The 26,279-nt window shown below is 42.4% G+C and carries 23 protein-coding genes; 8 read left to right on the plus strand and 15 right to left on the minus strand.

Annotation, left to right across the window (positions count from 1 at the left end):
* The coding region (locus ACKPQ5_RS03720; RefSeq protein ID WP_407677752.1) for a DNA gyrase/topoisomerase IV subunit A at positions 1-2,283 on the minus strand (2,283 nt) is incomplete at its 3' end.
* Positions 2,284-2,304: 21 nt separating this feature from the next.
* Positions 2,305-4,224, minus strand: coding sequence for a DNA topoisomerase IV subunit B (locus ACKPQ5_RS03725; protein ID WP_407677753.1), 1,920 nt, complete (start codon positions 4,222-4,224; stop codon positions 2,305-2,307).
* A 108-nt stretch (positions 4,225-4,332) separates the two neighbouring features.
* On the opposite strand from ACKPQ5_RS03725, the gene ACKPQ5_RS03730 reads away from it, so the two are divergent.
* Complete coding sequence (locus tag ACKPQ5_RS03730; protein WP_407677754.1) at positions 4,333-5,016, plus strand: EI24 domain-containing protein; 684 nt, start codon at positions 4,333-4,335, stop codon at positions 5,014-5,016.
* Between the two features lie 17 nt (positions 5,017-5,033).
* On the opposite strand, the gene ACKPQ5_RS03735 is transcribed toward ACKPQ5_RS03730, so the two are convergent.
* The 12 genes from ACKPQ5_RS03735 to ACKPQ5_RS03790 form a co-directional block, all read right to left on the minus strand.
* A complete protein-coding gene (locus ACKPQ5_RS03735; RefSeq protein ID WP_407677755.1) occupies positions 5,034-5,786 on the minus strand; it encodes a tetratricopeptide repeat protein in 753 nt (250 codons plus the stop codon).
* Positions 5,783-6,199, minus strand: a complete 417-nt coding sequence (locus tag ACKPQ5_RS03740) for a toxin-antitoxin system YwqK family antitoxin (protein WP_407677756.1) — start codon at positions 6,197-6,199, stop codon at positions 5,783-5,785. The genes ACKPQ5_RS03735 and ACKPQ5_RS03740 overlap by 4 nt, the downstream gene beginning before the upstream one ends.
* Before the next feature lie 26 nt (positions 6,200-6,225).
* Positions 6,226-7,110: a DUF4159 domain-containing protein gene (locus tag ACKPQ5_RS03745; RefSeq protein ID WP_407677757.1), complete on the minus strand. Its 885-nt coding sequence runs from the start codon at positions 7,108-7,110 to the stop codon at positions 6,226-6,228.
* A gap of 104 nt (positions 7,111-7,214) precedes the next feature.
* The gene (locus ACKPQ5_RS03750; RefSeq protein WP_407677758.1) at positions 7,215-8,810 is read right to left on the minus strand and encodes a HEAT repeat domain-containing protein; all 1,596 of its coding nucleotides are present in this window, start codon (positions 8,808-8,810) and stop codon (positions 7,215-7,217) included.
* Positions 8,807-10,966: a hypothetical protein gene (locus tag ACKPQ5_RS10970; protein ID WP_456064505.1), complete on the minus strand. Its 2,160-nt coding sequence runs from the start codon at positions 10,964-10,966 to the stop codon at positions 8,807-8,809. Before ACKPQ5_RS10970 ends, ACKPQ5_RS03750 begins: the two co-directional genes overlap by 4 nt.
* Before the next feature lie 2 nt (positions 10,967-10,968).
* Entirely contained in the window at positions 10,969-14,091 is a 3,123-nt protein-coding gene (locus ACKPQ5_RS03760) for a hypothetical protein (protein WP_407677759.1), read from the minus strand.
* Positions 14,084-16,084 carry a BatA domain-containing protein gene (locus ACKPQ5_RS03765; RefSeq protein ID WP_407677760.1) on the minus strand — a complete coding sequence of 667 codons (2,001 nt, stop codon included), beginning with the start codon at positions 16,082-16,084 and terminating at the stop codon, positions 14,084-14,086. Before ACKPQ5_RS03765 ends, ACKPQ5_RS03760 begins: the two co-directional genes overlap by 8 nt.
* A gap of 20 nt (positions 16,085-16,104) precedes the next feature.
* Positions 16,105-16,998 (minus strand): DUF58 domain-containing protein, encoded by an 894-nt coding sequence (locus ACKPQ5_RS03770; protein ID WP_407677761.1) that lies wholly within the window; start codon positions 16,996-16,998, stop codon positions 16,105-16,107.
* Positions 16,999-17,043: 45 nt separating this feature from the next.
* The gene (locus tag ACKPQ5_RS03775; RefSeq protein ID WP_407677762.1) at positions 17,044-18,039 is read right to left on the minus strand and encodes an AAA family ATPase; all 996 of its coding nucleotides are present in this window, start codon (positions 18,037-18,039) and stop codon (positions 17,044-17,046) included.
* 91 nt (positions 18,040-18,130) lie between these two features.
* A complete protein-coding gene (locus tag ACKPQ5_RS03780; RefSeq protein ID WP_407677763.1) occupies positions 18,131-19,006 on the minus strand; it encodes a hypothetical protein in 876 nt (291 codons plus the stop codon).
* Positions 19,007-19,025: 19 nt separating this feature from the next.
* Complete coding sequence (map, locus tag ACKPQ5_RS03785) at positions 19,026-19,871, minus strand: type I methionyl aminopeptidase (protein WP_407677764.1); 846 nt, start codon at positions 19,869-19,871, stop codon at positions 19,026-19,028.
* Between the two features lie 16 nt (positions 19,872-19,887).
* Positions 19,888-20,883, minus strand: coding sequence for a bile acid:sodium symporter (locus ACKPQ5_RS03790; RefSeq protein ID WP_407677765.1), 996 nt, complete (start codon positions 20,881-20,883; stop codon positions 19,888-19,890).
* A gap of 84 nt (positions 20,884-20,967) precedes the next feature.
* Between ACKPQ5_RS03790 and ACKPQ5_RS03795 the strand changes: the two genes are divergently transcribed.
* The 7 genes from ACKPQ5_RS03795 to folK are packed head-to-tail and all read left to right on the plus strand — an operon-like array spanning position 20,968 to position 25,877.
* On the plus strand, positions 20,968-21,642 hold the full coding sequence (locus tag ACKPQ5_RS03795; protein WP_407677766.1) for an HAD-IA family hydrolase: 675 nt from the start codon (positions 20,968-20,970) through the stop codon (positions 21,640-21,642).
* Positions 21,639-22,886 (plus strand): anthranilate synthase component I family protein, encoded by a 1,248-nt coding sequence (locus tag ACKPQ5_RS03800; protein WP_407677767.1) that lies wholly within the window; start codon positions 21,639-21,641, stop codon positions 22,884-22,886. The genes ACKPQ5_RS03795 and ACKPQ5_RS03800 overlap by 4 nt, the downstream gene beginning before the upstream one ends.
* Positions 22,883-23,488, plus strand: a complete 606-nt coding sequence (locus ACKPQ5_RS03805) for a glutamine amidotransferase-related protein (RefSeq protein ID WP_407677768.1) — start codon at positions 22,883-22,885, stop codon at positions 23,486-23,488. Before ACKPQ5_RS03800 ends, ACKPQ5_RS03805 begins: the two co-directional genes overlap by 4 nt.
* Positions 23,445-24,200 carry an aminotransferase class IV gene (locus ACKPQ5_RS03810; protein ID WP_407677769.1) on the plus strand — a complete coding sequence of 252 codons (756 nt, stop codon included), beginning with the start codon at positions 23,445-23,447 and terminating at the stop codon, positions 24,198-24,200. The genes ACKPQ5_RS03805 and ACKPQ5_RS03810 overlap by 44 nt, the downstream gene beginning before the upstream one ends.
* Positions 24,193-25,026 (plus strand): dihydropteroate synthase, encoded by an 834-nt coding sequence (gene folP / locus ACKPQ5_RS03815; protein ID WP_407677770.1) that lies wholly within the window; start codon positions 24,193-24,195, stop codon positions 25,024-25,026. Before ACKPQ5_RS03810 ends, folP begins: the two co-directional genes overlap by 8 nt.
* 13 nt (positions 25,027-25,039) lie before the next feature.
* Entirely contained in the window at positions 25,040-25,390 is a 351-nt protein-coding gene (locus ACKPQ5_RS03820) for a dihydroneopterin aldolase (RefSeq protein WP_407677771.1), read from the plus strand.
* Positions 25,380-25,877 carry a 2-amino-4-hydroxy-6-hydroxymethyldihydropteridine diphosphokinase gene (folK, locus tag ACKPQ5_RS03825; protein WP_407677772.1) on the plus strand — a complete coding sequence of 166 codons (498 nt, stop codon included), beginning with the start codon at positions 25,380-25,382 and terminating at the stop codon, positions 25,875-25,877. Before ACKPQ5_RS03820 ends, folK begins: the two co-directional genes overlap by 11 nt.
* Positions 25,878-25,885: 8 nt before the next feature.
* Here the strand turns inward: folK and ACKPQ5_RS03830 are convergent.
* Positions 25,886-26,279, minus strand: a 394-nt coding sequence (locus ACKPQ5_RS03830; RefSeq protein ID WP_407677773.1) for a Bax inhibitor-1/YccA family protein, incomplete at its 5' end; no start/stop codon positions are given.

Below are 26,279 nucleotides of genomic sequence, written 5' to 3' on the forward strand. Positions count from 1 at the left end.
AGGTGCTTTGCCAGATTCAGGTGCTTTGCCAGATTCAGGTGCTTTGCCAGATTCAGGTGCTTTGCCAGATTCAGGTGCTTTGCCAGATTCAGGTGCTTTGCCAGATTCAGGTGCTTTCGATTTTTCACTCGGGACCAAAGCTTTTTCAACTTCCTCTATCTCCAAATCTGCATCGTCGACCTTCGGTGCGTTAATAACTCGATCGATCTTGTGTGCGGTAAGGGTGCTCCCCTTTACCGAGCGTCCCTGTAATTCAATCCAAGAAAAATCGAATTCGATCACTTTTTCTCTCACTCTTTTTAATTCCGGATCAATGTGAACAAGAACTCGACTATTTTTCTTTTCTGAGTCGTGAACAGAAAAATAAAAAATTCGACTCTTTGAATGGACTTTGAAAAGAGGATAATCTTTATCCCTAGTCACCCCGCCAATCTTGAATTTTTTTGCGTACAACCGACCCGACTGACCATCTCGGTAAACTATGTTGTAGACCTTTTGATCATCTCTCCGAAAAATTGATATCCTCATTGGATTCTTACCAACAAACATTTTATCTGCGATCTTCATCACTTTCATAACACCATCTTTACCGATCACAATTACATCATCAAGGTCAGAGCATTTTTCAATCGCCTCGTCTTTTTTTAAAGCGTATCCCGCAAAGCCATCTTTACGATTGATATAAAGAGTCTCACTTGCGACCACAACCTTAGAGGCGACAATCTTATCAAAAGCAATCAGCTCTCCACTTTCATTAACACTTAATTCCGTCTTTCTCTCTCGTCCCTTTCCATACTTCTTCATTAATTCCTTAAAATAACGAATCGTATATTTTGTGATTTGACTGAGGTGCCCTTTCACCACTTCAATTTCATCTTCGAAACCTTGAATTAATTCATCCGCACGAAATGAGTCATATTTCGAGATCCTTTTAATTTTTATTTCGAGAAGTCGTAAAATATCATCTTCGATGATCGCACGATGAAATAATTTAATGTAGGGTTTGAGTCCTTTATCAACGGCAGCAATTACGCCCTCCCAAGTTTCTTCCTTCTCAATATCGCGATAAATCCGCTTTTCGATAAAGATTTTTTCCAAAGAGGCAAAATGCCATTTTTCCTGAAGTTCACCCAGTTTAATCTCCAATTCCTTTTGCAAAAGATCCCGAGTTAAAAAAGCAGCCGATTTGATCAAGTCATTAACAGAAAGAAACTGTGGGTGGTTATGCTGTATGATACAGGCATTCGGGGCCAAACTTACTTCACAATCAGTAAATGCATAAAGCGCAGGCAAAAGATCTTCCGCTGAAACAGTGGACGGCAGGTGAATCATGATTTCAACAAACTCAGCCGTATTATCCTCAATCTTAGATATTTTAATCTTACCCTTATCATTCGCAGAAAGGATTGAATCGATTAAACTGGTCGTGGTAGTCCCAAAGGGGATCTCGGTCACTTTGAGAAGGTGCTTCTTTACTTTTTCAATTCGTGCCCGCACCCGCACACGCCCTCCCCTTGCACCTCCGTTATAATCGGTACAGTCAGCGATTCCACCCTGATGAAAATCGGGAAGTAAATTGATTGGATTTTTACGAAGTGCGTCCGTTAAAGCATCCAGTATTTCAATAAAATTATGAGGCAGAATCTTCGTGGAAAGACCCACCGCGATTCCCTCCGCTCCCTGTGCTAATAACAGGGGAAACTTAACCGGAAAGGTGACTGGTTCTTTATTTCTCCCGTCATAGGAAGAAGCCCACTCCGTAACCTTAGGGCTGAACACAACCTCCAATGCAAACGGCGTCAATCGGGCTTCAATATATCGGGGGGCTGCAGCAGAATCACCAGTCAGTAAATTACCCCAGTTACCCTGCATATCAATTAACAAATCTTTTTGCCCAAGTTGAATCATGGCATCACCAATCGAAGCATCTCCATGGGGATGATACTTCATTGTGTTTCCAATTACATTGGCGACTTTATTGTAACGACCATCCTCTAATTCACGCATGGAATGAAGTATTCTGCGCTGTACTGGTTTCAACCCATCATCCGCATGTGGGACAGCTCGTTCTAAAATAACATAAGAGGCATAGTCTAAAAACCAATCACCATACATGTCATCAACATAGATGGCATCATCCTCCCCTCTTTCAGCACCGTCATCAGTCAGTAATGCTTCAGGGTCAAACCGCCGGATTGCGATTTCCTTTACCTCTTCCTTGCTCTCTTCATCAGCAGAATCATTTTCTAGTGAAGGATCGGAGTCATTTTTTTGATCGGACATGATAACAGGTTCTTACTATTATCAGGCGGCTTCGCCATCACTGACAACCGTTGTGGAGGGCAGCGATTTTTTTTCAGAATCTACCGGTGCCTCCTCTTTTTTATCAACAATATCAACTTCAAAGCGAAGGTTTCTAATGATGTATTGTTGTCTTTCAGGAGTATTCTTACCCATAAAAAACTTGAGCATCTCCTTAATAGATTCATGGGCATCAATTTTAACAGGATCTAAACGGATATCATCAGCAATAAAGTGCTTAAATTCATCCGGTGAAATCTCTCCTAAACCTTTAAACCTAGTTATTTCAGGATTTTTACCCAAGGTTTTTAACGCGGCCTCTCTCTCCGCATCATCGTAGCAATAGAGAGTTGTTTTTTTATTCCTGACCCGAAATAAGGGAGTCTGCAAAACAAAGAGGTGGCCTTGCCGGATTAACTCAGGAAAAAATTGCAGGAAAAAAGTGATGAGTAATAATCGAATATGCATACCGTCCACATCCGCATCAGTTGCAATAACAACTTGGTTGTAACATAAATCTTCCAAGTCTTCCTCAATTCCAAGTGCGGCTTGAATTAAGTTAAACTCTTCGTTTTCGTATACTACTTTACGAGTCAATCCAAACGAGTTTAGTGGCTTTCCCTTAAGACTAAATACAGCCTGAAATTGAACATCTCGGGCTTTCGTAATCGAACCACTTGCAGAATCTCCCTCTGTAATAAACAAGGTACTTTTAAATCTATTTTTATCCTTAGTGTTTAAATGGACTCGACAATCCCGCAGTTTACGGTTGTGAACCTTACTTTTCTTAGCTCGTTCTCGGGCAATCTTTTGGATTCCCTTGAGCTCTTTTCTCTCTCTTTCACTTCTTTGTATTTTACTTTGAAGGGCATCTGCAGTTTCGGGATTCTTATGTAAAAAGTTATCCAGTTTTTCTTTCAGGAAATTCCCTACAAATGATCGAACTGTTTCGCCCTCTGGAGACATAGTGAGGGAACCCAGTTTTGTTTTTGTTTGAGATTCAAAAACCGGTTCCTGAACTTTCACACTGATTGCAGCAACTAAACCGCCACGAATATCGGGTGCATCAAAGTTCTTTTTTGTAAAGTCACGAATGGTTTTAACTAATCCTTCACGAAAAGCAGCCTGATGGGTACCTCCCTGGGTCGTGTGTTGTCCATTGACAAAAGAAAAATAGTCTTCCCCGTATTGTTCGATATGGGTAAAAGCGACTTCGATATCACTCCCCTCCAAATGAATAAAGGGATACAAAGGTTCTTCTGAAAGGTTTTCTTCCAATAAATCTTTTAAACCATCCTTGGATCGAAAACGTTTACCGTTGTACTTGATCGTTAATCCACGATTCAAATAACTGTAATAACGCATCATGCGTTCAACAAATTCATTCCGGTAGCGAAACTTTTTAAACATTTCTGCATCCGGGGTGAACATGATCAAGGTGCCATTTTCTTCTTTAGTACCTTTATTTTTTTTATCCATGGTGCTTGGTTCACCACATGAAAATTCAATTCGCCTCGTCTCTCCCTCACGAAAAGACTGAATGTCAAAGTTGCTTGAAAGTGCATTTACTGCCTTGATACCGACTCCGTTCAATCCAACTGACTTTTTAAAAGCTTCTGAATCGTACTTTGCACCGGTATTAATCTTGGAGGAACAATCTAAAAGTTTTTCCAAAGGAATCCCACGGCCATGATCCCGAACCACTACATTTTGCCCATCGCACTCGATGTCGATCTGTTTACCAAATCCCATCACAAATTCGTCGATACAATTATCAAGGACTTCCTTAAGAAGTACATAAATCCCATCATCCTCGGACGAACCGTCGCCCAACTTTCCAATATACATCCCAGGTCTGAGACGTATATGCTCCTTCCAATCGAGCGATTTTATACTATCTGCTGTATAATTATGTTCCGCCATTTTTCCCTAAATACCATTACCACCTTTATTCTTTATGCGAAGAAGATTTGCCTTTGTCCACAGGAAAAATGAATAATAGAATAAATTTTTTAAAAACAAACTTTTTCAATGATCAATAATTACTGGCTCGCCATTGAACAATTAGGAGATCGGCGCCTATGGAAACCTGTATTATGGGCTACCTTCTTTTCATTACTCTCTCTCGCCCTCGTTCTGTTTATAGGAACCTCTGCGGCGGGTTGGTTTTTTGACTCTATTTTTTCCTATTTTGATTCTTATGAAAAAGGTTCATGGATAAGAATTGTAGCACAATCAATACTTGTAATTTTCTTCATTATACTGGGTTTCTTTTTCTTCGGATCAATCCACGCTGCGTTTTTGGGAATTTATATTGATGATATTATTAATGCAGTCCAAGAAAAACACTACCCCGACATCGTACTGCAACCCGCACCCAATCTGTATACTTCAATCCTTATATCCATTCGCTTAGTCGCACTGAGTGCGGTTGTCAATTTGATCGCAGCCCCATTTTTTTTATTGGGCTGGTTTTTTCCTCCGCTTGGAATTGCACTTCAACTTGGCGTCAATGGATTTTTATTCGGTAGAGAATATAAAGTCACATTGAAACAAAGGTTACCGCAGGAAAACTTTAATCAAAACGAACCTTTTACCGGATATGGATCACTCGGTGCAGCACTAATGATGGTTCCCCTAGTAAATCTTTTTGCCCCACTTCTTATCTGTAATTCTATTTTCCATGCAATTATGAAAAACAAAACAAGCAATTAGCTTTTGTAATACTAATTCTACAGCTTTTGCACTGACCGAACTAATCTGGCATGATGTAAACGTGCGACTTGCCACATATAAGTACCGGTCGACCGGCCATATTGATTCGCGGTAGCATGTGCCAAATAATTCATCGCTCTTTGAGGATCATCATCCGTTAATTCCAAAAAAACTCCGACATATAGATTGGCATGAAAAAGAACACGGACTTCATATTGAGAAGGAAAATGTTGCTGCTTAATTCTATCAAACACATCCTCCGGTGAAATTTCTCCAGCAAACATTGAATAAAGCCATGGGTAAGGAGGGCGGTCGTCTTGAGAATAGCGAAGAAGGTCTTTTCTTGCTTTGTTAAGTCCACTCAATTGAAACTGAGACATAAATCTCCAAATTCCATTTTCTCGATCCACTTCATCAAATTGGTGATATATTTCAAATTGACGAGAAGCCATCTTGAACTCAGAGAGATAGAAATAAGCAATTCCCAACCGCCAGTGAGAGATTTCCAAGTTTGGATTTAACTCGATCATTTTTTCGTAGTCCAAGCGTGCACCTTTAAAGTCACCCAAAAATAAACGTGCATCTCCTCGTGAAGAAAAGGAAGAGATCTCAACTGGGTTTTTTAAAATTCTTTTCGTACAGGTACGATCTATTTCAGAATATTTTTTTTCGAGTTTGGATAATTCTTCAGATGTTGGGAGATCAACTTCTGCTCCCAGGTAGTTTGAAATGAATGGGACAAAGAAGAATAAAAAGAAACGCAGGTTCATTGGGGAAACTCATTCTTAAAACGAGTCCCCCTCACTGTACCATTCTCATCCCACTCTTCAATCAAGCCAACTGCTGTTCCCCCTACCATTTTGGTACGCGACTTCATAGTACCGTTCTCGTAAAAGTCCACTGCCGCACCATCATAAGGAGATTCCTGGTCGATTTTATACCACAAGCCATCTTCTCGAAATTCAAGATCTTTGCTTTGATCTGCTTGAGGGAGTGAATTCATATCCTCTAGCTTCTTTTCAGAAGAAGTAATAGTTTCAGTTGAGCATTGGGAGGGTAGCCAAACTATGGTGATCCCCAATAAGAGAACGGTTCCGATCCACCAATATGCAACGGGAGAAAGTAAACGACGGCGCGGGAGTTCTGTTGGATCAGGTAAGTCTGGAAATTTCTGTTCGCTCATTTTACAAAAGTAAAGCCTAGGTAAGGTTAATTAAGCAAGGCATAAAGAAATACATTCATTCCTAAGCGCGAGTAAAAAGCGTGTGCATAATTACTAATTTCTTCCCCTGAATAATACTTAAAAATCCTCCATTTCCCATTTGGTTCTTGTACCCAAAGGGGGCGCTGTCCATTTTCTGAATAAATAATATCTTTTAATCCATCCTCTCGAGTGACTTCATAAGTACCTCCGGAAAAAGAGGCCAGCTTAAGGTTTTGATCAAAATTCTCTGCTGATTCTCTTACCCGAAATGAAATCGGGGGTATCCAGGCACCAAATTCATCTCTCCCCCAACCCATTGCACAAATAGGAGATGCAACACAGGCAAGTCGACCTTTTACTTTTATTCCCACAAATGAATAAGTCGCCTGCGGCCACTTTTCTCTCTCCACAAATGAAAGAACTGTTTCGGGTAATCGTTTTTGTTCGGTCTGGATTTCGAGATCTTTGTTCTTGGGTAATCCGGTAAAAAAAGTTCTGAATAAATCATGATCGCGGCCCAAAGGAATAAAAGTTTTTTCGGGAAGAATCTTTGAAAAAAGCTCTTTCACCTCGGGGCGTTCTTCCCATGCCGCATAGCTATGGCCTAAATCTTGGCCAAGAAACGAAGCTTTTATTCCCGCGTCCAAATAAATAAAGCCCCCCTGCTCCATATACCGCCTCAATGCATCTCTCTCTTCCTGGGGAAATTCCAAATTGGGCTGTTCATCACAGTTAATATAAAGGATCGGGTTTTCAAGAAGTCGCTCATCTGTGAGAGTATTGATAAAGAGAGGGTCAGTATCAAAGCGGGCATTACTTTGCTCATTCAACATTTTAAGCAGGCTGGGTAAAGCATCAGGATATCTCCGAGTTGAGTTTTCTTGTCTCAACAACTGAACAATTCTTACGCTCCCTTCATTCGACTGACTTGGGCTTTGTGAAAACACCAACGAGCTGAAAGTAATTAATATAATTAAAAAAGATTGGATAAATCTCATGGTTGAACTCCTATTTTACTTAATTCAATCTTGGCTAAGTTTGAAATACGGCTTTGTGGGTTTTTCGAAATGTAATCGATCAATACCGGGACGCCCTCTTTTCTATCCCCCAACAAACCATCCATCGCAGACCGTTGAATCACATAATCGGTATCCAGCAATGATCGTTTCATTATGGTTAACCAACCGGGTACCCTTCGAGCGGACATTGCCCGGATCGTAGTGGAACGAACAATAGTATCCTCATCAATTAACAAATCAAAGCCAAGTGATTCAACAGTACTCTGAGTCGCATCTAAAAGCGATTGAGCAGCAAAAATTCTCACATCCGAGAATCCACTCTCCACCAAAACGCCTAATTGTTTTTCTGACAAATTATTACTCTGACCACGCAAACCGTTCAATACCACTTTTCTGACTTTTGGATCGGGGTCTTTTGTAGCGGGCAACCAAACTGAACTGTCTCTCCAACCTCCGCTCAAATTAATAAATCGTTGCCATGCAATGGCCCGAATTTGTGAACTACTGTGTTCAGTCAATGCCTTATAAATTTCCGCACCATCCACACCCAAGGAAGATACGGTGTACAGTATGGTTGTAACTTGCGTGGATAATCCATTTACCCCCAGTAGGAAATTTTTAATTTGTTCCACAACCTTCCCCGGAACTCGCTCTCCAAAACGGGCGAGTTCAACGGCAGCCATTGATAGGACTTCGGGGTCAGAATCTTTTGTCATTTCCCTAAGAATGCCACGATAGTCCGAATGATAGCTATTTGCATTTCGAGCAACGGCGACCACTTTTAAACGGATGCCCTTATTCGCGTGCTTCGATAATGCTTTCACCCTGTTGACAATTCTTGGCTGCGATGCACTTGAAGAAATTCGATCCAATGCAGTAAGGAGGACACCGAGATCAGAGTCCGAAAGTAATTTATCTAAAGAAAGTAGAGGGAGTGAGACGTTAAGATAAGTATGATATTTCAGAACATTTTGTCGAACAATTGCATCTTTGTCTAAAAAAGCATCCTGAGTCATCTTATACAAATCCGGGCGCATTGCAGAAGATACCGAACGATATACCTTCCTTCCATTAATCTCAATCAGTTCCATTCCACTTCTACGCATCGGTGAAATAATTCGTGGAATCATGGTGGAAACCTCTCTTCGTACTTCAACATCCGGATCACCAAGTTTTGAATAAATTTTCTCCGCCAAAGCTTTATCGTATACTGGAAAACCATTCGAGGCATGTTCGGCGATAGAGACCATTGCCGCACGCCTCACTAATGCACTTTCATCATCAAGGGCACTAATTAAAAGAATTGATGTTTTGATAGAACGATACTTACCGAGTAGTTTTGCCGCTCCTACCCGACTTCCAACCTCGGCACTCTTAAGTCCTTCCTGAGCCCGTTCGATTGTTTTTTCTTCGCTGGAACGCGCAGGGGGGGGTGCGATAGCAATCGTTGTATTCTGATCCCCCACATCGCTATCTGCGTTTGGTATGACTTCGCTAGGAGAAATTGGCACCTGGGCACTCAGTTCAAAAAGAAAAGCGAAAGAAGAGAAAAGAAATATTCGAAAGATCATCTTAACCCCGATTGCCTCCTGATAATCCACTCACTTCCGGCTAGTAGAAAAAGAAGAATAAATACAATCCACGCATTCGACAAACTGTGGCGTTTCCGAACGGAAGGCAAATCCTCAGCAAATGTAGGATCCCAATTAGTATTCATTTGATCCACAGAAAGGTATTGTCCCCCAGTCAACTTGGCCAACATTTCTAAATCAAGACGGGCAAAAGAAACATCTATTGCTTCCTCTCCAGCCTCCGAAACACGAAGAAAGTTTTCCCTCTCCAGACTTTCTCCATCTGGAAACTTTAAAGTATACTTCACCTGATAAGCACCCGCCAAAACGGGCCGAAATGAACCTGCATACCTCCCTGCCACTGAACCCTCGGGGTAGAGTTGAATCACCCGCTCAAAATCATCGGGCCCCTCTATTCTGGCTTCCACCATAGCATCCATAGAAGGCTCAAAATCGGCCCCCAGTGCTTCCACCTGTAATGGTGCCTCCGTTCCACGAAGAAATGGTTTTTCTGAATCCTGTGTTTTCAGCCGATCCTCTCCCCCAGTACCAAGCCACTGGACCAAAGCCTGCCAAAAAACACGAAATTCCTTAGCACCCTCTTCATCATTCATCGACCGTCTCCAATCACTGGGGGAACCCCAATACCCAACCTTGCCAGAACCATAAGCCTGCACGGTTAGGACCGGTTTTCCATTGGCACGGGAAAGAACCACTCCACGAGCGGCCGAGTTTTGTTCTTTTACAAAAAAGCCGGGAAGTCGGTTCGGTAAGAATGGTTTCATTTTATCCACCTCATCGACCGGTCCAAAAAGGGGTTCTTCCAAGGTCACTAAAGAAAGATTTTGCTTGGCAAAAACTCGCTCAACCGATTTTGCAGGAACAATTCCTCCCAATTTAATACGGGCAATTTCCAAGGGGCCAAAAAGGAGTAATCCCCCTCCTTTTTTCTGGACAAAATCCTTTAATGAATCCACCAATGTCTGGTTCAAATCCTCTAAAACCATAGTATCCATAAGGATCGCATCATAATCCATCCAAAAAGAAGGGTCATTCGAATATTCGGGATTGAGTTGTTCTCCAAAGGCATGAAACACAGTCGAACTCATTCGAATAAGAGCTTGAAAGTCAAAGCGATCTTCATTGACAAGGACCCTTTTTATAAAGGGAAAGAGAGGCTGTATTCGATTGGAAATATAGAGTGTTGAAAATTGCTCCGGTGGTTTTACCACCACAAGAAGTGAATCCGAATTATTAGAAGGATCGGCATCCCCCGGGGGGGCATCCATCACGACCCGATAACGCTGTGGACCGGCATTTTTGGGAAGTAGTGGAGAAAAGTTTATTTTCCTTTTTTCACCTCCCCGTAAATTGAGAGCAATCTCCTCCAATACCTTACCATCTAAAGTAAGTTTAACATTGGTTTGGATCGAATCCTTGAATTTGTTCTCCACTTCTCCAGTCAAAAGTAACTCTTCTTTGGCCACCGCATTGGGTCGGCGATCAGCAAACTTAATCGACCCATCTCCAACGGGTTGCTCTTGTCCCACCCCGATCACATTGATTGGAATACCTTGGATACGAAATTCCTTGGCCACTTCTAAAATGGGCAAACCCAGGTTATTTCTTCCGTCCGAAAAAACGACTACTGAGCCAAGGGATTGTTCGCCTCTTTCATTTCGTAAACTATTTGATAATGCATCCCCTAAAGCAGTCTTTTTCCCCAGTTCTATAACATCCCATGAATCGCGATTCATTCTTTGGACTTCATTCGAAAAGCCAAGGTTTTCCACTTTTCCATAACTTAACTTCATTCGACTTAACCAAGAACCGGAGTCCTTGGATTCAAGAAAAGGTCGAATTAATTCAATGCGCGTATTTTGTTCAGATCCGTCTTTCGTATTCATACTTCCCGACAAATCAGTCAAACTGAGCAATTTAAATTCTTTTGGATTAGGCTCGTCTGTAATTAAGTAAGGTCTAGCAAGCAGCAGGAAGAATAAAATACCCGCGAAAATTCGTAGTAGTAATAATTTCCAAGCGAGTCGAGGCAATGCAACCGCAAACATTGCTCTTGAATGATACGACAATATGAGAATGAAAAGTACGGCAATGATACCGAACAAAAAAGGAGAAAAGGGCCAATCCCAACCCATACTTATTCCCCCTCCGCAATTCTACGGAAGTACTCCTCGACCTGCTTTTTATAACGACTCGGTGCAGAAGTAGTTTCTTGATTCCGCCGGAGACGATTTTCAACTGCCTGCTTCCAGAAAAACTGCTCCACTAGTTCAAGGGCATTTGATACTGCAGCCGATGCCATTGAACTCGATTGGGATGGATCCTCACTGATTGCCAGTTGTTCAAAAAACTGAGTCAGATTTTGAAGCCTTTCATCTTGTTCCGCATTCGGAAGGGAACCGATTGACCTTGCCAGCTCATCTGCTTTTTCCTTCATTTCTTCGCCACTCATTCCGGGTAATTCATTCTGTGTCTCCTGTAAATTTTCTACAAGTTCACGGAGAGCTCCATTTCCAAGATTTCTGAGTTTGTCCGCAACGCCCTGTAATTCATCATTTAACTTCTCTAAGTTTTCCGCCACCTTATCCTCTTCCTCTTTGGCCTGGGGAAAAGCTTCGTAAAGAAGAGAATTTGCGGCACGTTTACCTGCACGTTCGATTCCACCCTCGCGCGAATCTCTTGCCCCGCGTAATAAATCTTCCGTTGCATTCTCATTAAAATTCCCCATCGAACGGGCCGTCTGATCAATTTTATCTAAAAGTTCCTTGGCAAGTTCATTCAACTCCTCCTGTTCGCCTTTTAAATCCTCCCCCTGCCCCTCTTTTGCATTCTCGGTTTCCTCACCCAGTTGTCTTTGCTTACCGGCGAGACCGGATGCTTGTGCCTGTAATTGATCCACCATTCCGGCTGCCAATGAAGACATTGCAGATTCCACCTCAGAAATTGCATTACCCAATGCCTCCGCAGCAAGGTCGCCATGGGGTTGTGCATCACGAGGAGAATCCCGACGAAGCTCTCCGGCAGAATCTTTCATTTCTGCTCCCGCACGGTCAAGCGAGCCTACTTTCCCAAGGCTACCGCTCTTTTCATACCACTCCTCCCGGAGCCCTTCTAAATCTCTTCTTAAATCCTCCTGGCCCTGTGCTATCTCTTGATTCGCCTCGCCCTTCTTACCCGTGCCCGCAGCACGGCCAATTTCACGGTTTAATTCTTTTTGTCGTTCTTTGAAATCTTTTAATTCCTCCAAGTCCTTGGCAAGATCATTTAACTCTTCTGCCGGGTCTTTACTGGACTCCTCCTGTTCTTTTTCTGGTTTTCCCGCACTCTCCTCTTTGCTTTCTTTTGGTTTTCCTTTTCCCTTCGCTTTTTGCTTCTGCATTTTCTGCATCAACGCATAAATTTGAACCAATTTTCGAAGAGTTTTTTCAGAGGGTTCTAAAGATTCATCCAACATTTGATCACCGGCATAGATCTCGGTTTGCTCGATGTGATAGGTGGCTTCGTTTAATAGTTCCCCAAGATCGATCCCGTCCACGATTGGAAATTGGCCCTCAAACTCATCGAATACCTTGGTCATATCATTTTTCAGGCTCAGTGAATCAGTCACTATGGCAAGACTAAGTTTTTCTTTCTTAAACTTATCTTCCAGTAATGCATCGTAGGTGGAACGAATGATTTTCTTGGTTCGGTTAATAAAATCCCGTACCGGTATTTCCTTCTGCTCCCCATCCATTTGTGCATCTGACTCAGTGGAATTTCCCTCCGGTGGAAGAATCTCAATAAAGTAAATCTCTGAACGGGCAATCTGACCATCAGGTTCTTTATTATCTATCGCCAGTGCCATGTAGGTTATGACATCTCCAATCGCCAACGCCATTTCGTTCAGATCCAATACGTAGGAGATCGTTTTCTCCTTTTCCACAGGACCCACAAATATGGTTTCCTCTTCTTTTTCTCCTGCATGTGAAATATTAATTCGAACATCGGTCACTCCGTGATCGTCGGAAGAATAAACCTCTAATAGTAGACTGGCATCAGATGCTAACTGTAAATCTTTTGCAGGTTCTGTTATTTCCACCACGGGAGGTTCATCTGGGATTGGAGCAAAAAGGAATTCTTCATAGACGACCGGATCACGGTGGGGAAAGTCCAAGTCTTTGAGATAAACAACCCCCTTCCATTCAGTCTCTAAAACATGATCGGTGGTAAAAGAATTTGCGTCTACCCTCTCCAGTGGAATCTCCAATTCACCAGATAATATAAATGCACCGACATTTTCTGGTTTATCCTCAACTGATAAGTTCAAAATCATACGACTTCCCTCAGGTGCTCGGAAATAACCGAAGCCCTCATGAGAAATTTTTTCCATTTTCAAGTAATCAGGCGGAGTAATTTCCCAATTAAATGTGCTGATTGAAGGGGGATCATACGCCTCCAATAATTGCCATTCACTTTCCAGTGAAGGAGTAACGACTCGGTAGCTAAAATCACTTTGAAGAGAAGGCACTACAAATTCGAAACGTCCCATGATCGGGGTTCGTAGCATTTCCAAGCTTTCAATCATTCCATTTTCTTCAAACTCAATAAACGCTTTTTTCTGTCCGCGGTGCCCACGGGTAACATCTGCAAAAACAGAAATATCTGTTCCGCGGCTAAATTCTTTGCTTGCCGGGTACTCCTCCAATTTTGTGGAACCAGTTTTTGTGGTAAAGAGAAATAAGCCAGGTTCACCAGACAACGAATCCATCGATTTTTGCAGAGGACTTCGATCCACACTCCATGCTGTAAAAAGGAGACTCAGCATTAACCCAAATACTAAAGAAGCCCAAAACCTGGGTGGGGGGCGTGTACCCTCAGTCCAGACAATCTCGCTGGCCTTTTCCTCCGTTTGACGAAGGACCCGATTTTCCATAAAAGTCAAAGAACGTTGTTTCGATTTATCCTCCAACTCCACGGCACAATTAAGCAGATCCAGTAAATCAGGGTTTGATTGCTCCACTTGCCTTGCCAAATTTTTCACCGAGGGCTTTTTAGTCCAAGAACGAACTAAGAGAATCAAGAAAACAGCAATAGAAAAGACAGTTGTCGAAATAACCCAGTTAAAGGCAGCACTTTCAAGGATGGGATAAACTGAATCGTAAAGATCTAGTAAATAGAGCAAACAGGGCCAGCAGAGCAGGCCAATCACCAAGGCAAACAAAGATCGACTGAAAATAAAAAATCGAGCTTCCCGTTTGATAAACTCTAGAAAATTAGGCATGAATTTGTTTTTGTGCGTTAGAATTCTGACGGGGACGAGACCAAAGCATTTCTACAATCAAGAGAGTAGTGGCTAAAATTGCAAACCACATCCATAAGGGATTACTTTCTTCCTCGGAGTCACCCCCCTCAACAGTGGAAGATGTGGAATCAACTCCCGGGCCACCAAGGCTCTCTGTTAGTTCATTCATAGAAAATGTATCAGGAGAGGATTCAGCTGAAGAAAGAACGACCTCTACCCATTGATCTTCAAATCGAAATGCTCCCGGTTTTTTTGCAATAAAATTTCCCGAAACGCCAATCAATTCCTCGCCAGGCTCAATTACTGGCCATGAACGCGACTCACGTTCCACTCCCTGAGTTAACTCCATCAGCAGCGGTAAAAAAGAGTTTCGCAGGGGAAGGTCTGTCCATGTCGTATTCATCCGAAAAGGAAGGAAAACTAATCGTCCTCCCCCGTCAAAAGGTTTAATTAAGGCTAAAGGACGTCCCTCCTGATCTCGTAAGGGAACCTCGATTCCCTCGGAACTTGTCCCAGGCTTCATGATTCCAAATCGATGAATAGCAGAAAGGTACAAGTCACGAGCAGCTTTGCCGGCAAAGACTTCCGACAGAGCAGAACTGGACTCTAATGCGCCAATGCGAAAAGGATTTTTGCTCTGTACCGCTCCACCCGCCACTCGGACAAAATTATAATCAAAAAACTGATTCGATTTTAAAATTGAAACCGTAGAGGAAAAGGGTTCGCCTGGAGTGATCAAGGCCACCCCACCCTTGGAAATATATTTCTCAATCAATCCGCCCAATTGTTCCTCTTCAAACCATTTCCCCAAGCCTAAAATCATTAGTAACTGAACCTCCAACTGGTCATCTCCTAATCGTAACGCGTCTGCACGGTCCTGATCCCATTCCCAACGATTCCAGCCATTATCGCCAGAGCTCGCAACTGCGGTTTTTAAAAAAGACTTTTCCTGATCTGTTTCATCATTTTCAAATTCAGGCATCCAAAAACCAAACCGGCGAGCGGGGGGTGCTTTTAACCATACAGATCTTTCATTATCGAGTGCGAATGCATCTCCCTCCACTAATTGAACTTTAGCGAAAGAAAAATCCCCCTCCTTGATCACAAATTGAGACTGTACAGAACCGTAGGGGGCAATCGAGACAATATTTTTGGCTTTTACTTTTCCACCTGCAATTAATTCTACCTCTGCGGTCTTATTGGTATCGTCCCAATTTCGTATAACAGTCCATACTCTTATCTTGTCGGGACCCGCCGGTACTGCCCGGGCTTCTAACACACTTAAGTTATTCTGCCTTTTACCCTCAATTTCACTTTCCCCTCCCACTTTTATTAATTCATAGGTAATTCCAGAATTCTGTAAATCAGTGTAAGCGGTTTGCCAATCGGACTCTTGAAAATCACTCAGAATGTATAACTTTCGTTCTTTTGCTTTTTCAGAGAACATAGCGGGAGTTTGATCGAGCAGGACTTGGGCATTTCCTCGACTCCAGTCAGGAAGCACGTTTTGAATCTGTGCCTTGATTGAATCACGATCATTTCCAATCTCGATTTTATTCAGGATAGTGTTTCCAAAAGCAATAAATCCCACCTCGTTTTCCGACTTTTCCAAAATTGTTAAAGCTTTTTCCTTCGCCTCTTCAATCCCCCCCCATCCCCCCATACTGGGCGATAGGTCGATTGCAATTAAAGTTTCTTTATTCTGCCCTTCTAGAGAGGGCGTGGAAGGAGATTTCCAATACGGGTCAGCTAATAAAAGAGAGAGGATAATAAAAAGAAGAATTCGGACTAGTAAAAGAGGGATATCCGAAGGAGTACGTTTTCCCGTACGGGGAATTTGGGACGGGCGAATGAAACGTAGAGAAGAAAAATAAAACTTTTCTGTCACCCGACGATAAGCCATGTGTGCAACCACAGGCAGACCAATCGCAAGAGCGGTCCACAAGGCAGCAGGTTGAGCAAATTCGATCACTTTACATCAAAAATTTAGATTCATTTACGATTCCTCATACCAAGAAAACGACGCATGGCATGTCCCAGGTCTTGGTTGGTAATCAAACTTTCAAATTCGGCAGATACAGAGGAAAGCTTTGTTTTAAGATCATCACAAAACTCAGACATATCCTTTTTGTACTTCTCTCGAATGGCAGGAGGGGAAGTTGAAACTTCTCGCTCCCCTTCTAATTCTGCAAACCGTAATGCTTCGCCTTCGGGCAAATCGATTTCATCAGGATCTAAAACCTGCAGACATAAACATTCATATCGAGAAGAAAGAGAAAATCGAAGTCGCTCGGTTAAAGTATTCTCAGCTTCAAGGAAATCAGATAAAAAGACCACCATTGCACGTCCAGGCAAACCACTCGCCATTCGATCCCATGCAAAATCATGTGCGTTTTTCCCTTCTGCCTTCAGACCCTGCAGAGAAGAAAAGACACGGTTCAATTGACCCGTTCCCGAATTGGGACGAATCCATTCACGAACCTCGTCCGAATAGGCAAATAATCCAATACGGTCCCCTTGTCGATTGGCCAAATAGGCAAAACAAGCAGCTAACATGCTTGCATAACGAAGTTTTGAACAGGATGCTCTTTTTCCCTCGTATCCCATAGATGCACTTACATCCAATACCAAGCAGACCGTAAAATTAGTGTCTTCCTGAAACGTTTTGGCAACCAATTCGTCTCTTTTTGCAAATACTTTCCAATCAACCAACTTCAAGTCTTCCCCGCGGGAATAAGGTCGGTACTGAAAGAACTCACTTCCCCTGCCCTGTCGCAAACTTCGATGAATTCCGGGCATTGCACCATCCACAACCACACGGGCAAGAAGTGAATAATCTTCAATACTGTGAAGGTGGCTAGGATCCAGTAGTTTTTTATCAACCATTAAAGTCGCTCTTAATAAGAAAAGGACTGAGTAAAATAATCTGAATTATTGCGGTACTTCTTCCAGCAAATGCGCGATAATATCATCCGAATCCAAACCTTCTGATTCGGCAAAAAAGCTGGGCAGTACGCGATGCCTTAGTGCAGATTTGGCCATAAATTTAACATCTTCACAGGAAACATTAGGTCTACCCGATAGAAGCGCCCGAGCTTTACCCGCCAAAATTAATGCCTGAGCCCCTCGTGAACCAGCACCCCACTTGACTCGCTTGCTTGTCCAGTCATCACATTTCTCAGATTGTGGACGCGAGGCAGAAGCAAGAGAAACTGCGTAGGTAACGACATTTTCTGGTGCAGGAACCTGACGGGTTAAATTCTGTAAGGAAATAATATCTTCTGCACCCAGCACAGGTTGTGGTTCTTCACGATCAAGCCCTGTGGTTTCTCCGACCATTTTAATCTCATCCTCGATGGGTAAATATTGAATCACTGGATTAAGAAGAAACCGATCAAGTTGAGCTTCTGGCAATGGATAAGTTCCCTCCAGTTCAATTGGGTTTTGGGTGGCAAGAACGAGAAAAGGAGCATCCAATGAACGGGTTTCTCCCGACACTGTTACCTGTCTTTCTTCCATCGCTTCCAACAGTGCAGCCTGCGTCTTGGGCGGTGTCCTATTAATCTCATCGGCTAATACGATATTGGTAAATATGGGACCCGCCGAAAACCGAAAACTTCTTTTACCAGTGGATGGATCTTCATCCACAACTTCAGTACCAACAACATCTGCTGGCATCAAATCGGGGGTAAACTGAATACGCTTAAAGCCTAGACTTAAACATTTTGATAATGTTTTAACCAATAATGTTTTCCCCAATCCGGGAATTCCGGTAAGTAGGCAATGTCCTTTTGCTAGTAAAGTGACCAGTAATTGCTCGATTACATCGTCCTGTCCAATAATTCCCTTACGAATTTCTTTCAGTAACCGATCACGGGTTTCAGGTAATTGTTCAAGGGTTGCTTCCACATTATCCGATTTTGTCATATATATTATTTATGTATTTTTTAAAAGTAAGTAGGGCAAATTGTAATCTGAGAATATTTTTAATATCTAGTCATATTCAAATCGGATATATTTAATCTTTCTTGCTTTGACCGGTAATAGCAAGAAGTCGATCCCACTCCTCAATAAATTTGGTTAAGTGCTCTCGTCCGGTGGCGATTTCATCGTTCAGTAGTGTTCGGACTAACTCCTGTTCCATCTCATACTGTTCGGATGTTAATAGCCCTGAAAAATGGGCCACTCTTGCCCAAAGTAAGTGTGTGGTAAATGCATCAAATTCATTGTAAGCCACAATTTCATCCAGTTTTCCTTCCGCCCACATATCCGCAACTGAATCTCCACTCACATCGATTTTACCGGGAATCCCACTGAGTGTTGCTGCTTGATGAAGTGAGGGACGATCCCGGTACTGTCCCAGCGCATCTGCCAAGTCGACATTATATTCTGAATTTCGTGCATCAAAGTAATCGACTCCAAGCCATGGCTTGTCAGGGCGGTCCGAAAACCCGAACCCAGGTAAGCCGTTAACTATGGCACGTTGCACAATAATAGGAACATCTGCCTGTGCAGAATTGTAGCCAACAAGCTGAGGTTTTTTTCGCCCCACAGATTTTAAAAATGTTACCAATAATGCCTTTTCTTCACTCTTAGCAGGATCATTTGGATCGATGGGTAAAGAAATGAGTTTTAATTCTGCTCCACCTGGAACTTTTTCTCGAAGAATCCCGGCAAGAGATACAATCCGACATAAAATGGTCTTTAAGTAGGGTTTAAAATCATCCGGATCCCCGTCTTTCCGGGCCGCACTCCACAATGCTTCAAAAGAAACTTTGGCCTTCTCCCCGGGTTCATTAACGGGTTCAGTCTGGTGAAGAATTTCTCCCGATTTGGGATCGGGAATCCATTCCACATCAAAAGAAAAAACGGCATCTGCAAGTAATTTAAGCATTTATAAAATTGGTTTAATGTTAAGATGGAAGAACTTCAGCAAAAAATCGCTCTGCCTTTTCATAGCCATCCGGAATGGTAATAATTTCAGCTTTCTCATCATCCACTAGGATGGTGTGTTCAAAATGAGCAGAGGGCAATCCATCGACTGACAAGGCCGTCCAACCATCCTCAGCCATTCGAATTTGTGCACTTTTCATGTTCACCATAGGCTCGATGCATATGGCCATTCCCTTTCGAAACTTCATACCGGTTCCCCTTTTTCCAAAATTGGGTATTTGTGGATCTTCATGTAACGATCTTCCGACCCCGTGACCTACAAAATTGGTAATTACTGCAAATCCTGCTTTTTCGACATGATTTTGTACTGCCTCAGAAACATCACCCACTCGATTCTTATTTACTGCCTTTTCAATTCCACGGAACAAGGACTCTTCAGTCACCCGCAATAAATTTGCCACTTCAGGTGAAACTTTCCCAACGGGAACAGTCCGGCAATTATCTCCAATAAACCCATCCTCCCGAATGCATACATCCACAGAAATAATATCTCCCTCCTTTAACACTCTGCCCTCAACACCAATACCATGCACCACTTCGTCATTTACTGACAAACAGGTGAAGGATGGAAAAACCCGATGCCCCGAACGATATCCCTTACAGGCACTCTTAATCTTCATGGTGGCCATTAACTCTCCGCCTGCTTCATCAAGCTCCAAAGTGTTCATTCCTGGTTTTACCATACTGCAAAGTCGATCGAGAACTGTGGCTGCGGATCGACTAGCTCTGCGCATTTTTTCTTTATCCTTAAAGTTTTTACAAATCACACCAATTTTTTCGTATGAAATTCGCGCGCATACAACCACAAAAGAGTAAATTTTGTTAACATGTTCTTCTTACCCATCTTTTCAATGGCGATATGAAACATGCCCCGACTACGAGTTGGAGGAAATGATACAATATTAACGGGCAGATAATTCGGATTTCTAATTCAGGTTCCCCCGCGAATAGAAGCCCAGCTAAAGGTAAGCCCATGACTAATGATTTTTGGCTAATACAGAAAAATTTTGCCACACGGACTCTCGGACTTTTTGAAAATATCAAACTTCCAGACCAACTTAAAAATAAGTGAAAAAGTAGAAATATAAATAAGAAGGGAAATAAAAAAATAATGGAGTTAAGAAAATCAACTTCTCCCCGAAGCAGAATGCTTTTGGACAAGGAGAGATAGGCAAGAAAGAGAATGCATCCAAAAGTGATTCTTTTTAAATGTTCATCGAATCGACTCTCTTCGTTCCCTAAAAAGACTTTTCGCCCAAGCCATCCCACAAAGCTGGGAAGCAATACGAACATGAATAGTTGAGGCAGAATGTATTTCCCCGCTGCAAACCACTCGTTGAAAACTCCAACATTTGGAGTAACAATCAAGATTGAACAGGCAAGGGGGACCCATAATATGGCGAGAAAATTCGATAGCGTGGCATGTCCAAGTGCGAGGTCTGAATCTCCATTCGACATCGAGGTGTAAACTACACAACTTGAAATGGTTGTAGGTAAAACTGCCAAAAAAATAAAGCCATCCTTCCATGCAGCTGGTAAAAAATTATTCGCGTGAAGAAATAAAACAAAAAATAAAGGTCCCACAAAAATGGCCCCCTGAACGAGTACTAAATTACGATAATCCTTAAACAGAGTAGGAATTCGGTTTGCATTTAGATTCCAACCCTGAATCAAAAATACGAGCACCACTGCAAATTGAGAAACAGAATTGGAGAAAAAAGTATTCAACCATAGAGCACCATTCGGCCATTCCCACGCCCCAAAAAAGGTGAGTAATAACCCCAATAATAATCCTGTTCCATTTGGAAAAACTCGCATGATACTTTGTTTTAAACTATAACAATCGTTGTCTCATATTTTTATCATCTCACCAACTTATAAAGAATTTAACCTTCTATTATCATGCCCAACTCAATACGAGTCTTAACAGTTGATGCTGCTGGTACTCTCATTAAACCATGGCCATCCGTTGGAGCAGTTTATGCAAAAACAGCTCGAAAATATGGTATCGAAATTAATGACAAACAGGTGGATGAAAGATTTTACGAAGTTTTTGGACAGGCCCAAAAAGACAAGAAGATTACATTGGGGGAAGAAAAGGATTTTTGGAGAGAGGTAGTAACCCTTACTTTTCAACCGTTTGCAAAGGGGCAGGACATCGACCCCATCTTTGAGATTTTATGGGATCTTTTTGCAGAAGGTGAACATTGGCGAATTGCGGAGCACGCTGAATCGACCTTAAAAACACTCCGCTCGAGAGGCTATCGATTAGCCGTTCTATCCAATAATGATTCCCGGCTTCGATCGGTCTTAGAAGATCATAATATGACCCCACTATTTGATGAAATTTTCATCTCTTCTGAATTGGGTGTTGAAAAACCAAACCCGGCTATTTTTCGGGCTGTCGAGGATAAGATGAAAGAAAAGCCTGATGGCTTCCTGCATTTGGGAGACAGTTATTCAAGAGATTTTATGGGGGCGCAAAAAGCCGGTTGGTCTGCTCTGCTATATGGACTTCCAATCATTGAAAAATCACAAATCACTTCGTTTTCTGAATTGCTCGATCATTTACCATGATTGAAATTGGAAAACACCTCCCTCTCCCCAATCTCGAAAAATTGAACTGTGCGGAAATCGCGATCAGGTCCAAGGGAGAAGAAGGATTTATTGCCTACTTCGATTTCCAAGAAGCTTATTGTTTAGACTGTAAAAAAGTTGCCGATGGCCTGGGCAAACTGACCGAAAAACAATCACCTTCCTCGCTAAGCTTTTCAGGTTGGCTCGGCTTTTTTGGATACGAATTTCTTTCTGCCAATCTTGGATTAACCCTTCAATCGCCCCGTGACTTAGAGGTACCAGATGGATGGTTTGGCCGTCCACAAAGCATTATTCACATCCTGCCCAATCAAACCAAAATTGAATCAACCCTGCCCGAACGAGAGCAACAGATTGCACACGTACTCGAATTTTCAGACCTTTTCGATCTCAATCAGGTGGTATTCGCTACATCATCTCAAAAATGCAACCTTAGCTATCCAGAATATGAAAAAATTTTTGCGGGTGCACGAGAAGCAATCCTAGATGGAGAAAGTTATCAGATTAAAATTTCCCAACGATATGAAGCGAAAGTTAAAATCGAGCCCATCCTCGCATTTTCGAAACTCAGTCAAGCCAATCCTGCACCCGAATCATTTTTGCTACAGACTCGAAAATTTTCCCTTGTCAGTTGTTCACCAGAGGGAGTGATTAATCGAAAGGGAAATCATATTTCCACCCGACCAATTGGTGGAACTTACGAACGAAACGAAAATGAAAATGACAGCTCGGTAATTAAACGATTTTTACAGGACCCAAAAGAAGTAGCAGAACATAATATGCTCGTTGACCTCGAACGTAATGATCTATCCACAGTCTGCATTCCCGGATCTGTACAACTGACTCGTTTTAGGGAAGTTGAAACCTACTCCCATCTTCACCATCTGGTATCCACGATCGAAGGAACTCTTCAAGAGAATGCTGGAGTAAATGAAATTCTCACTGCCATGCTTCCCGGGGGTAGTATTACAGGATGTCCAAAAATTCGCACAATGGAATGGATCGATCGATTGGAACCCTGCTTTCGCGGTCCATACACAGGGAGCTTTGGAATTATTTCTGACCAAGGCGATCTTTCTCTTAATTTAATTATTCGCTCGATGCTCATTCTTGACGAGTATTGTTACACTCAGGCGGGAGGGGGCATTGTCGTCGATTCAACGCCCCAATATGAATACAATGAAAACAAGCTCAAGGCACAGGCATTGCTTGATTTACTCTCATGATTCTTGTAGTTGATCACCAGGATTCCTTCACCCGAAATTTGGAACATCTCTTAGCTAATTTTGACGATGTATTAGTAGTTGATCGAAAGAAAATTACACCCACACATATTCAAGATGCACAAGTAATCGTTTTGTCTCCGGGTCCCGGAAAACCGGATGATTATCCAGAGACACAATCTATGTATCGGGAAATTCTTGGTTTCAAACCGATACTCGGAATTTGCCTCGGATTTCAACTAATTCTGCAAGAGGAAGGCGGACAGGTGATTCGACAAAACCAAGTATTACACGGGGTGGAAACAGAGATTGAAATTATTCCCAATACCCGAACCTATGATCAAATTGACAAAAACCTAAGGGTTGCAAGGTATCACTCGCTTCAGATCGAAGAAAAAAGTCTTTCTTCGGTTACAAAATCAATCCTGATTACTGGAATCGACCCACTTCGAAAAGTTCCGCTTTCTTTCGAGGACTTGGACCGGAAACTCTTTGGATTGCAATATCACCCAGAATCCTTTCTATCAAAACAAGGGAAACGGATTATTCAAAATATTCATCATGCATGCCTGGACAATATCGGGGGATCCAACCCCACACCCTGAACCTTGGGGGCAGATCGGGGCTTTTTCCACCCTTCGCTTATTTCCAAATCGATTGATTCCCTTTCGATGCGCTTATTTGGCCAGATTGCTTGAATCGGCGACTCTTTTACAACTACCCTGGATCCCGGAACTCGCTCTTCTCAAGGAAAGACTCGATCAATATTTATCAAAATCTGCAATTGAAGAGGGACTTATCCGCATCTGCCTATTTGAAAATTCGATTGGAATTTCAGGTCGGCCTGCAAAATCAGATGGAAAACCAGTTAATGGCCGCCTCCTTCAGTACCACCGACCTATCCCTCGTGCAAAATCAACACAGGAAAAAGAACTTTACGGAAGATTATCAGAACTTGATATTTCTACAGAGGACTGGATTATAAACGATCCAAAAGAAAACGAGATTCGTGAATCCGCAACCAGTAACCTTATTTTTGTTCGTGGTGACTCGCTAATCATTCCAGAAAAACAAATCCTTCCCGGTGTCATCCTTTCTCATCTCCTACCCGCCCTCGCCCATTCATTCCGAATTATTCGAGCAACTCCGAAGGCTCATGATTTATCTCAATACAACGAAATCCTTCTCTGTGGCACGGGCCGAGGCGTGGCTCCGCTTTCTGCACTGTCTGAACTAAATTGGTCTTCAAGTTCTGATGCCGTATTAAAGCAGGTTAGATTGACCTACGAAAATCTCTTAAAACGATCAGATGCCTGAATACTTTTTTAATGGACAACGGTTTAACTTAAAATACCCCGCGGTAATGGGGATATTGAACCTTACCCCCGACTCTTTTAGTGATGGTGGACTTTTTAACGACCCCACAATTGCTGCGGAACAAGCCAATTTAATGTATCAACAGGGAGCGCAAATTATCGACCTTGGTGCAGAAAGTACCCGGCCTGGAAGTGAACCTGTCTCTGAACAAGAAGAACTATCACGGCTCTTGCCTGTCCTTGAAAAACTACCCAAGGATCAATTTTTAATTTCATTGGATACCACAAAACCACTGGTTGCAGAAGCAGGATTGCAGGCAGGTGCTCATATCATTAACGATGTTTCAGGAGGAAATCACGAACTTCTTAATCTCGCGGAGAAACACCACGCAGGCTTTGTATTAATGCATGCAAAAGGGTCTCCTAAGACCATGCAAATTAGTCCAACATATCAAAATGTAGTCGAGGAAGTCCGGGCCTTTTTCGATAGTAAAAAAGACGACCTTATTCAAAGACAATTACCTCGGATTTGGATTGATCCAGGAATTGGTTTTGGAAAAACACTCGAACATAATTTAGTAATAATGCGCAACCTATCCATGTTCAAAGAGGAAGAATGGGGCTTATTTCTTGGCTCTTCAAGAAAGTCGTGGATTGATCAATTGTGCAATGCCCCCACTCCCTCCGATCGACTTGGCGGCTCGATCGCCTCGGCCCTTGCCTCGATCCTTCATGGGGTGGAAATCATTCGAGTTCATGATGTACAGGAAACCACCCAGGCAATCTCAGTAGCCAAAGAACTCGCCCTTTTTAAATCAATGCCCTAAAAGATTTCTACATATGGGAAAAATTCAATTAGTGGGAATAGAAGTGATGGCAAGAATTGGCTTACTGGAGGAAGAGCAATATGCGCCGCAGGACCTTTTGGTCTCTCTCGATCTTTCCTACGATTTTGAAAGTATTAAGATTTCTGATGAAATTTTGGAAGGGATTGATTACCGCGATCTTATTTCACATGTGCGCGATTTTGCCTCCTCTTATGATGGTAAAACCTTAGAACGATTTGCCCATTTACTCGCAACTGAGATTAAAGAAAAATTCCCTGTCGAGAAAGTCCTTCTTTCAGTCGATAAACCACGATATACCAAAAAACTGGGCTTAAAGGAAATCAGAGTTGAGGTTGAACGCTAATGCATACATCGGCTTAGGTGCAAATTTGGGAAAACCAAAGGACACTTTTGAAAAAGCCCTCGATTTAATATCTCAATTCGCCACGATCGAAAAACTATCCCGTCTTTATCATTCAGCTCCCTTTGGCTTCTCGGAACAGCCTCCCTTTACCAATGCAGCGGTATCAATTTCTACCGCCCACTCCCCAAACGATCTTTTGATCCGTCTTCAGGATACAGAAAAAAAATTGGGAAAAAAAGTAATTCATAAGAATGGACCGCGTATAATCGATCTTGATCTACTGTTATGGGGAGATCAAATTATCGAAACTAAGGAGCTTATATTACCACACCCGGGAATACTAAAACGAGATTTCGTTCTCCTTCCATTACTTGACTTAAATCCCGACCTGATTCACCCGGCTTGGGGTGCAAAAACACTGAAGTCCGCATTGAGCGGACTTCAGACAAAATTTATCGAGAACCTTCCCGAAGACTGGAATTATTAACTATTGCATTAGTCTCTGCTGCTCAGACTCATCAAAACCTGAAGGATGTAAAAGAAGAGAAGAGCAACCGAAGCAAATAAGGAGAGTGAAGCCGCCACATGTTGGTCGGTATGATATCGGTGTAAAATATTAGAGGTGCTGTAAAGAACAGATCCCCCCGCGAACAAAACCATAACCAAGGAGAATACAAGGCCCAAAGAAAAACCGAAGATCATACTGCATAAGATAAATCCTAATGCAACAAATCCACCCATCGAAAGAAAGCTCCCCATAAAGGAGAAGTCTTTTTTAGTGATAAATACCGTGGCAGTAATGCCACCAACAAGAAGTAATGTCATTAAACCAGCGGTCGCAATCAAACCTTCACCCGCATAATTTGTGGCAATGTACAAAAGCGGAAGA

The organism is Candidatus Seribacter sulfatis (genome assembly GCF_964187635.1).
Lineage (GTDB): Bacteria > Verrucomicrobiota > Verrucomicrobiia > Opitutales > Seribacteraceae > Seribacter > Seribacter sulfatis.

Excerpts from the sequence above, each read along its gene's own strand:
- ACKPQ5_RS03795 (WP_407677766.1), top strand. The coding sequence starts at position 20,968 with ATGCCCAACTCAATACGAGTCTTAACAGTTGATGCTGCTGGTACTCTC.
- ACKPQ5_RS03735 (WP_407677755.1), bottom strand. The coding sequence starts at position 5,786 with ATGAACCTGCGTTTCTTTTTATTCTTCTTTGTCCCATTCATTTCAAAC.
- ACKPQ5_RS03820 (WP_407677771.1), top strand. The coding sequence starts at position 25,040 with ATGGGAAAAATTCAATTAGTGGGAATAGAAGTGATGGCAAGAATTGGC.
- ACKPQ5_RS03740 (WP_407677756.1), bottom strand. The coding sequence starts at position 6,199 with ATGAGCGAACAGAAATTTCCAGACTTACCTGATCCAACAGAACTCCCG.
- ACKPQ5_RS03810 (WP_407677769.1), top strand. The coding sequence starts at position 23,445 with ATGCATGCCTGGACAATATCGGGGGATCCAACCCCACACCCTGAACCT.
- ACKPQ5_RS03790 (WP_407677765.1), bottom strand. The coding sequence starts at position 20,883 with ATGCGAGTTTTTCCAAATGGAACAGGATTATTATTGGGGTTATTACTC.
- ACKPQ5_RS03805 (WP_407677768.1), top strand. The coding sequence starts at position 22,883 with ATGATTCTTGTAGTTGATCACCAGGATTCCTTCACCCGAAATTTGGAA.
- ACKPQ5_RS03760 (WP_407677759.1), bottom strand. The coding sequence starts at position 14,091 with ATGCCTAATTTTCTAGAGTTTATCAAACGGGAAGCTCGATTTTTTATT.
- ACKPQ5_RS03750 (WP_407677758.1), bottom strand. The coding sequence starts at position 8,810 with ATGATCTTTCGAATATTTCTTTTCTCTTCTTTCGCTTTTCTTTTTGAA.
- ACKPQ5_RS03800 (WP_407677767.1), top strand. The coding sequence starts at position 21,639 with ATGATTGAAATTGGAAAACACCTCCCTCTCCCCAATCTCGAAAAATTG.
- ACKPQ5_RS03780 (WP_407677763.1), bottom strand. The coding sequence starts at position 19,006 with ATGCTTAAATTACTTGCAGATGCCGTTTTTTCTTTTGATGTGGAATGG.
- ACKPQ5_RS03725 (WP_407677753.1), bottom strand. The coding sequence starts at position 4,224 with ATGGCGGAACATAATTATACAGCAGATAGTATAAAATCGCTCGATTGG.
- ACKPQ5_RS10970 (WP_456064505.1), bottom strand. The coding sequence starts at position 10,966 with ATGGGTTGGGATTGGCCCTTTTCTCCTTTTTTGTTCGGTATCATTGCC.
- ACKPQ5_RS03730 (WP_407677754.1), top strand. The coding sequence starts at position 4,333 with ATGATCAATAATTACTGGCTCGCCATTGAACAATTAGGAGATCGGCGC.
- ACKPQ5_RS03770 (WP_407677761.1), bottom strand. The coding sequence starts at position 16,998 with ATGGTTGATAAAAAACTACTGGATCCTAGCCACCTTCACAGTATTGAA.
- ACKPQ5_RS03775 (WP_407677762.1), bottom strand. The coding sequence starts at position 18,039 with ATGACAAAATCGGATAATGTGGAAGCAACCCTTGAACAATTACCTGAA.
- folP (WP_407677770.1), top strand. The coding sequence starts at position 24,193 with ATGCCTGAATACTTTTTTAATGGACAACGGTTTAACTTAAAATACCCC.